At 34.1% G+C, this 8,795-nt stretch carries 6 protein-coding genes; all 6 read right to left on the reverse strand.

Translation table 11 applies throughout. From position 1 onward, the window contains the following. Window positions 1-6 precede the first annotated feature (6 nt). The 6 genes from ACFSAH_RS19810 to ACFSAH_RS19835 all read right to left on the reverse strand — a co-directional run bounded on the left by ACFSAH_RS19810 (window position 7) and on the right by ACFSAH_RS19835 (window position 8,676). Window positions 7-1,224, reverse strand: coding sequence for an Nramp family divalent metal transporter (locus ACFSAH_RS19810; protein WP_379664446.1), 1,218 nt, complete (start codon window positions 1,222-1,224; stop codon window positions 7-9). Window positions 1,225-1,368: 144 nt separating this feature from the next. Continuing rightward, complete coding sequence (locus tag ACFSAH_RS19815; RefSeq protein ID WP_379664447.1) at window positions 1,369-3,522, reverse strand: hypothetical protein; 2,154 nt, start codon at window positions 3,520-3,522, stop codon at window positions 1,369-1,371. Window positions 3,523-3,697: 175 nt separating this feature from the next. Then, window positions 3,698-5,191, reverse strand: a complete 1,494-nt coding sequence (locus ACFSAH_RS19820) for a PQQ-dependent sugar dehydrogenase (RefSeq protein ID WP_379664448.1) — start codon at window positions 5,189-5,191, stop codon at window positions 3,698-3,700. A gap of 85 nt (window positions 5,192-5,276) precedes the next feature. Continuing rightward, on the reverse strand, window positions 5,277-6,632 hold the full coding sequence (locus tag ACFSAH_RS19825; protein ID WP_379664449.1) for an acetylxylan esterase: 1,356 nt from the start codon (window positions 6,630-6,632) through the stop codon (window positions 5,277-5,279). 288 nt (window positions 6,633-6,920) lie between these two features. Further along, the gene (locus tag ACFSAH_RS19830) at window positions 6,921-7,256 is read right to left on the reverse strand and encodes a hypothetical protein (protein WP_379664450.1); all 336 of its coding nucleotides are present in this window, start codon (window positions 7,254-7,256) and stop codon (window positions 6,921-6,923) included. A gap of 130 nt (window positions 7,257-7,386) precedes the next feature. Continuing rightward, window positions 7,387-8,676 carry a DUF4434 domain-containing protein gene (locus ACFSAH_RS19835; protein ID WP_379664451.1) on the reverse strand — a complete coding sequence of 430 codons (1,290 nt, stop codon included), beginning with the start codon at window positions 8,674-8,676 and terminating at the stop codon, window positions 7,387-7,389. Window positions 8,677-8,795 lie beyond the last annotated feature (119 nt).

Genomic DNA, 8,795 nt, shown 5'->3' on the forward strand with positions numbered 1-8,795 from the left:
AATCTGTTATTTTATAAATAAATCGTATACATTACTAATCGCTAAAAAGGAAAGTAATAACAGCCCTAACACTCCGAATATATTAGTGAATCTATTATTTTTATACTCTCCCATAATTTTCTTATCATTTGCAACCAAAAACATAGCAATCCCAATAAAAGGTACCAAGAAAATAGTCACGCTCTGAGCTAGCACAATCAGCTCTAAAGGAAGTTTTCCAAATATTATTGCCACTGTTGCACCTATAATCATTAATACAGCTATCAAAGCTCGTACTTTGACAGATTGTAATTTACTTCCATAACCTAATGCATCTCCCAACATGGTTCCTCCAACTGAGGCATTACCTATTACTGAAGAAAAAGAAGCTCCAAACAAACCTATCAAAAACAAGATTGACGCGTAATGACCAAATAAAGGCTCTAAGGCTTTTGCCATATCCATAGCACTTGCCAATTTTATTCCTTTGGGATGTAGTACCGTCGCTGCACAAATCATCACTATAGCACTCATTAATCCCAAAACAATCATACCTACTATACTCTTATCAATAATGACCTCTTCCTCTTCCCCCGTTTTTTTTCTTTCCTGAACTACATAAGCTTGATAAAATGCTCCAACAATCGAAAAACAAGAGGCCATAAAGGCTATAACCAAACCCACAGAACCTTCCGGCAGACTGGGTATAAACCCACTCAGAATATCTTCTGCCTTCGGATCTACCACAAAAGCCGTGACAACAAATGATAACAGCATCATAAATATTAACAACAGCATTAATTTTTCTAATATTTTATAAAACTCTTTGAAAAACAGTAGTAGAATACCAATAATATTAAATACAATGACCCAAATTTTTGGTGATGTCCCGGTAGCTTCTCCTATAGAAATTCCTACGCCAATTGAATTTCCTGCCTGAAAAGATGCTGCTACTAAAAAAATCCCAAAACCAATAACAATAGCTGCCCATCTTCCCCATTTTTGTCCAATTATTGTTAATAATGAATCTTTCTTTACTATACCTATCCTACTGGCCATTTTGGTAAAAACAGTCATGAAGAAAATAGCCACTACAACAATCCACAACATACTATAACCATAGTCTGTTCCCAATTTAGAAGTAATGGTCATTTTACTGGGGCCAAAAACAATGGCAGCTATAATTATCCCGGGAATAATTTCCTTAACCCTTTTCATCAGTTTTGATTCTTCTTTTTTTTTCATTTAGTTTTTTAGTTATCTTAATCTTTGATCTAAAGCATATGGGTAGATCCCATATCATCTCCAATGTCTTACAGTTATTTCTTATACTCATATACTGTAATTTATTGTAACAATGATATTTTATCTAAAATCTACAGATTCAGCTCATTTAGAACTTTTACCTAACATTGATTCTTTCTCTAACTTATTGAAGTAGTCATAATAAACCTCTCCATAAAGCTTAGAACCATCGTCCCCTGTTCTTACATGACAACCATCTCCACTCCAGTTTTTAGTCGAAAATCTAATATGAATTTTACCCGATTTAGGTGCATTCTTAAGAAAAACCAATTCCATTTTCTGGTTGATTCCTTGATTTGCTCTCACTCCTTCCCTCCGATAATCCATGTTAAGCTGCTCTTTCTTCAAGCCAGTATCTACACCATAAGCATAGGGATTTCTCACTACAGCATCTAACCCGTAAACATTTTTCCCGTTAACAATCACTTCATAGTTTTGGCGATTCTTACCATCAAATCTATCTATACTTGCTTCCATATAACCGGTCAACGGGTTAATTTTTAAAGCATTTGCATCTACAACCACCTCTTTGTCTCTACTTTGCGAATACTGGTAATCATAAAAAGTCTGAATTCCCAAATTATCGACCTTTATATCCTTAGAGATATCATTCATCAAATCCCAATATCCCCATAGTTCTCTTGCGCCAATAATAGGAAGGGGATTAACCATAGATGCTATTTTCAATTCAGGCTTGGCTTTTCTCATGTGGGCTATAAATTCTCTGAATTCTTCCTCAAAGACAGACAAAGATCTCACCCTGATTTCCATACCTTTAAGTGTCTCTATATCTTTATAGATTAATTCTTGCGCAGTAATGGGTTTATCAAAAAATATCTGATACTTAGTGTCATCGTATCTGTCTACTTTCCTTACCACATACTCTTTATTATTTGAATAATACCCTCCCAGAAACACATAATCTCCCCGCCGGGGCAGAGCATCTGTTTGATGCTGTTTGTCTGCCAAATAGGTAACACTCTGTGCTGTTATTTTATCGATTCTTCCCACCCATTTTTGAAAATTATAGGTGTCAGACTCCTTATTATAGGTAATAGATTTGATAGGAAGCGTCCTGATAGACTGTAGTTCTGTCAAAGATAAATCAGGGTACTCAGTATAAAGCTTGTATCCTTTCACACTCCAATCGTCATTGGGTGTTGTTTCTATATACAGGATATCTGGTGAGAAACTGGCAATTTTCTTATATCCTCGGTAGAACTCATTCGGGTTATTAAAAAAAGCTAATTTCCAGCCACCTATACCAGCATTTTGGAAATAAAAAATCCTATTAGTCGCCAGATTGAAGATAAAATAAGGAATACCTTTTGACTCTTTATAATTGCCTTTTATTTTCAGCTCGACATCCCGTTTTTGAATAGTTTCGAATCTGTAAGTCTTCATAGCTCTATCATCGGTCTCTCTAAAATCTAATCCGCTGGAAACTCGTGTTGGTTTAGTTATATCAAACGAAACATCCCCGTCTCCGAAAGGGCTTTCCAACTCTCCTTTATCGGATTTTCCTATGGTAGTCTTTTCGTAACTGATTTCCTCACCATAAGAAAAAGCAACCAATACTTTATCTCCTTTAGCCGGAGCTGTTTTGAATGAAATCCAGTGATGTACTTCTGGGTCTCCATGCTTATCTTTTCCGTATTTTCTAATAACCAGATAGTCTAAATCTTTAGGGATTTCTCCGCCTCCATAACCGCCTTGATTATGATCTCCTTTAAGTATTTTTTCATTCAACAACAGTTGATGCCTAAACGTAAAGGCTCTTCCTAAATCAAATTGCTTTTTGACACCATCACCCTTGAACTCCAGCTTATCTATCCCTATGGGACTGGTGTTCCAGTTATTAATGGTGTCGTATAAATTGCCATCTATATATACTTCTATTTCGGAAGCCGCATGATTATCTCTTTCTATTCCTTGAACAAGTGTAATCTCATCTCCTGTAATCGAAAACTTGATACTCGAATTTATACCGGTAATTTTCAAGGCTTTACCATCAAAATATTTTTGATTATCTGGCCCGCTTAAATAAGAACTATTTCCCAACACCTTTACCATATCCGGCTCTACAGTTATAGATTGGTTTCTCTGGATATTTAAAATAGCTTCTTTTACCAAACCTGATTGTAAAAAACCTCCACCCCAAGTAACAGAAGATCCAGCAAAACTTATCCGCCAATTTTTAGAGGCTGTTCGTATATGGTCTAAATTATGTTGACCCATACAAATTGATGAGGTCAAAAGAAATATAATAATGAAACTAATTCGGCTTAACTTGATTAAAATATTGTTCATTTTGTGCTAATATTACATTTATGACAAATTATTTCTTATTCAATAAACTCAATGCCTTACAAAACAATCAATCAAATAAAAAACTTATATCTTATTCCGAGTATTATCTTAATCCTTTGATTTCAGAAGCTTGAATTGGCTCTGCTTTATTTCCCCAGTTTTTTCTTATATATGTCAATATCGCTGCCCCTTCATCGTCATTAAGAAACTTAAAAGAAGGCATTTGCTCGGCTTTGTTTTCTGTTTTTTTACCTTTTAAGAATACTTTTATCAGGCTTTCCTTACTTCCTTGTACTAAGGAAGAACCTTTTAAAGCTGGGAATGTTCCTTCTACTCCAGAACCATCATCTTTATGGCAACCGCCACAATAAACGCTATATAACTGATCTATATTTTCTATAGTTTTATTCTCTGATGCCAACTTCCCTTTCAGTACCTTGTCACTAGTCACCCTAGCTGCTTTGCTTATTTTTAATATCCGGTCATCGGCCTCTATCGGCTTACTGTAAGGGTTCCAGTCTCTATTACTAGTAGAAACGTAAATATCTCCCTCTGGTGAAACGCAAACACTTCTTAGGCGTCCATACTCATTCTCTAAAAATATATTATCCGATAAGATTTTTGTACCATCATCGTTCAACTTCAATACATGTAAACTTCTTGCTTTCAGTGTCGCCAGAAGTAAACTATTCTCCCACTCGGGAATGGTTTTATGTCCATAATAGGTTATCCCTGATGGTGCAATCGTTGGAGTCCATGATAGCAAAGGTTCTATAGTGTTATTTTTCAGTGCATATTCTTTCTCTTCTTCAATATCGTGTATCCCCTCTATATTAGGCCATCCATAATTCCCTCCTTTTACAATAAGGTTTACTTCATCTTCTAAAGCATCGCCATGTTCAGAGGTATAGAGAAATCCCCTTTTTGAAAACACCAATCCTTGCATATTTCTAAAACCTTTTGCCCATACATAACTTCCTTGTATCGGATTATTTTCGGGAACTGTTCCATCTATATTTATTCGCAATATCTTACCATTCAAACTCTTTTCATTTTGTGCATTTCCTCCTTTTTGCGCGTCACCCGTTGCCCATAAAAGTTTTCCATTAGGAGAAATAGCTAACCTTGATCCGTTATGACCAGTACTCCCAGGTATAATTAACAAGGTAGTAGGTTTTATTAAGGTGTCTCTTTGTATGGTATATCTAACCAACTTCGAAAATATCTTCCCGTTATTCTTTACCGTATAATCTACAAACACATAAGGATTTTCTTTCACATTCGGATGAATAGCCATTCCTAAAAGACCTGTTGTTCTATCTTTCCAAACTTCTTTTATTTCTAATATTCTATGTTTTTCCCCTGTTTCTGGATCCAACTTACTTATTTCTCCATGTTGTTCTGTTATCCAAATTTTATTATCTGGACCCCATGTTATTTCCCATGGAACGTTAAGCCCCTTAGCTACCACACTTATATCCAAAACTGATTTTTCTAACTGAATATTTTTCTCTACCGGGATTATTCTCCTTTTTGCTTTTTGAGGATTACAACCTAATACAATCACATATAACAGAAACAAAATTTTATATTTCATATTCATAAATCTCATTTTAATTAAGATTTATCTTTTGATTTGCCCAACTTTACAGAAGGGCAAATACAAAAGATGCAAACAAAAACTAGTTGTCTTTTTTCAAATTGTCTAATAACCAGACATAAGTTTTTTCTCGCTGAGGCGGATAAATTTTATGTATTCCAGAAGGTATAATGAAGACCTGTTTTGGAGCCTTTATAGAATTGTAAGCAGAGTAAAAGGATGTAGGCGGTGTTGTTTCATCATTAAATCCCCAAGAATAAAATCCGGGAACTTTTATTCTTTTAGCAAAATTCACTACATCATAATAAGACAATGCTTTCATTATTTGCTCTTTATTGTTTTCATAAAGTTCTGGTTTAAGAAAAAAATGAGGCCAACCTCCTGCTCTTCCATTCAAGTAGCCTGTAAAGTCGCACATTGCCGGACACAAAGCCACCAAATAGTTTATTCTATTCTCTAAGGATGTTGTAATAATAGACAAAGCTCCTCCTTGACTAGACCCCCAACCTCCAATGTACTTTCCATCAAACTTAGGAAGCGAATAGATAAAATCGACAGATCTTACACATCCTAATATTACATTTTTATAATAAAATGAATCTCGATCAGATGTTCCTTTATATTGATAGCCCTTCAGCTCGTTAGCCTGTAAAGCTGTGTAATATGCTTTTTCCATAATTACCGGCCTTCCATGAATATATAAATCCAAGGTTATGAATCCTTTAGCTGCATTACTTTGATCTCCGCTCAAAGGCAACCACCCTGCACCGGGAAAACGAATAATTGCCGGATATTTCCCTTCTTTTTTAGGAATACTCAATACACCATAAAATTTTTGCACACCATTATTATAAAACTCATATTCTGCCTGAAATACATCTACTTGCTCGTTTCCTTTTTCAGGTATAGGAGTCAGTTTATAATTTAAGGAAACATTCTTAGAATTTTTAATCGCTGTATCCCAATATTTATCAAAATCCGTTGGCGTTACCGCTGTTGGTTTTATTTTCTCTGGCTCATATGCAGCTGTTGCCAATTCTTTATATATCTTCCCTTTCACATTCACCCTTACATCACATCGTAAAAAACCTGCTTCATTTAAAGTTCCTCCATCTAATGTTGCATAACCATTTATAAGAGAAAATTTTCCTTTTTTTGTTGGAGTCATTTTCTCCAATCCAATCATATAAGATAAATCTGCAGACTCTAGGGGTTTACCATCAACAAATAACTTTATTGTGAATTTTACTGGCTCACCCAATTTATATACCCAATCACTTTTATCAGGGTTCACCAGAAACTCTAGGTTTTTAGATCCTGTTAATCTGGGATCCTCAACATCTATGCCTGCTGTTGTAGCTTGCGCAAATGCTCCATGTTGAACAGCGAATAGTCCTATAAATAGGTAGGTCAGGATTGATTTAATATGTGGTTTCATTATTTAAGGCATCTACTTTTAAAACTGGTATTATATAATTCTGCTTGGTTTCAAAATTTGTTTTTATTACAACTGGTCAACTATTTCTTCAGCTAATATATCAAATTATTGGGTACGTTACCGAAAAAAACAAAACTTTTATTTCAACAATGTCATTAAACTCAAGATAGAAAAAAGTCTCATTTCAATAGTACTATTAATACCATAGAAAGAGAAGAGCTGTCTTAAAACTTTTCATCACTCCGAAACTCAAGTTGTTTAGTGGTTTTCTTAGACAGCTCTTTATTATTAATTTGCCTGCTTTGCTTCTGCACGCATTTGTTTCAATTTTTTTAGTTGATCGGCACTTAATACTTCATTCTGCAGTTTTGTGCGCTCTGCCCATACTTCTCTCATCTTTTTAGTAGCTTCTTCCGGACTAAGTGAAGTATTAGCTTTTATTTCTCTAAGTTTAGGATCAGTTATTTTTTTAATGTCCATTATTTTGGCTCGTTGATCTGCATCAAGATTAAGGGTATTCATTACACTTTCATGATGTAAAAAAATAGCAGTAGATTTTTTCTGAGCATTTATCCCTGATAAAAGGAATACAGAAAGAACAATTGTAAGAAATACTTTTTTCATTTTTATCATTATTTTAAGTTTATTTTTTCTATATACACTATAATTTCATTTTTATATAATTTGAAGATGAGCGATTCTCACTCTTTATTTTATGACATATTTTTGTTTAAGAGCACAAAACACAAGGAAATTATTCATTTATATACTTCTCATAGTTACTAAACGCTCCTATTCCTGGTCTAAAAGAATGCCAACTAAACTGAGAAATATTTTGAGTATACATTCCTGCAATATCCAATAATAATTTTAAATCCTCCCATTCTTTTGTTCCTCTTTTAATAGTACAGTTACCTTTAGTAAAAGATTCTATATCAACGCCAAACTTGACACCTGTCTCATCACAAGCTTTTTTTACCATAGCGAAATAATTGGGCAAATCAATTATTAAATCATCATTAAGAATATTAAGCCTTCCTGCACAGTCTTGTAGGTATAAAATATCTACACTTGGTGTTTTTTCTAAAATTCGTTTATAAAACTCATAGGTCATATCTGCTGGACGGCCACGCCATAAAGCTGGCGCTATAGTCACAAGAAATTTTTTCTCCTTAGATTTTGCATATGAAGCTACTCTTTCCTGATAATGTGATAGTAAATATGCATCTTCAGGTTTCCACCACCCTCTCCAAGTACCATCATGATACTCCTCTGAAATATACCAACCTACCATCATTTTATTATTGGAAAACTTGTTATATAGTTCATCCACTATAATTTTATTTATTTCATATAATTGATCATACACCGTGGCTTCATTTTTATTGATAGGATATTTACCTGCATTTAATCCTAATATAACTTTCATCCCTGTTTTAGTCGCTGCAGTAAATGCATTCTCAATCATTTGATATTGTTTGATAATATTGGGTAGTTTTGTCCCTTTATAATTGGATACGGATCCCGTTTTATCATTACGAACGGCTTGCTGTAAAATTACAGTGTCTATACCAACTGCTCTATATGCCTTAAAAGTTGGTTCCCAATCTAAATGTTCGTGTAGACTAGCATGTAATTGTATAAAGATACTACTAAACTTATTTTTTTTATTAAAAGTAGGTTTAAATGATGTAAACTGCTGAAAACTATCAAAATTCATTGTAAATTCATGCGCCTTCCCCGATGTATTTTCTACACCAAATTCATACCCAACAACACGTTTAAGATCAATCGGATCTCCTCTCCCTTCTTTATCTTCAACGAACAAATTATATGGGATAGTAATTTGTTGCCACTCCGTTTTACTTAAATCTATAGAACTTCTAAATGAAAATACTTTTAATGAGTCATTAGTTAAAGTATAATCTTCATTTTGTTGAAGTAAATGAATGATTACTTTATTATTGCTAGGGGAACTACTTTTCACCCAAAGAGAAAGTTCTAAAGGATAAAAACTTAAATCAGAACGGAACATCCCCCACATTTTCCTCAAAGTAAGAGGGTGTTTCACGAACTGTGTCAATAGTGTAACTTTAAACTATCGACATAAATATGGCAACACAATACGATTTTGATTTTGAATCCTTTAAAAAGGAAGCTATA

It is taken from the genome of Pseudopedobacter beijingensis, from assembly GCF_042678145.1.
Lineage (GTDB): Bacteria > Bacteroidota > Bacteroidia > Sphingobacteriales > Sphingobacteriaceae > Pseudopedobacter > Pseudopedobacter beijingensis.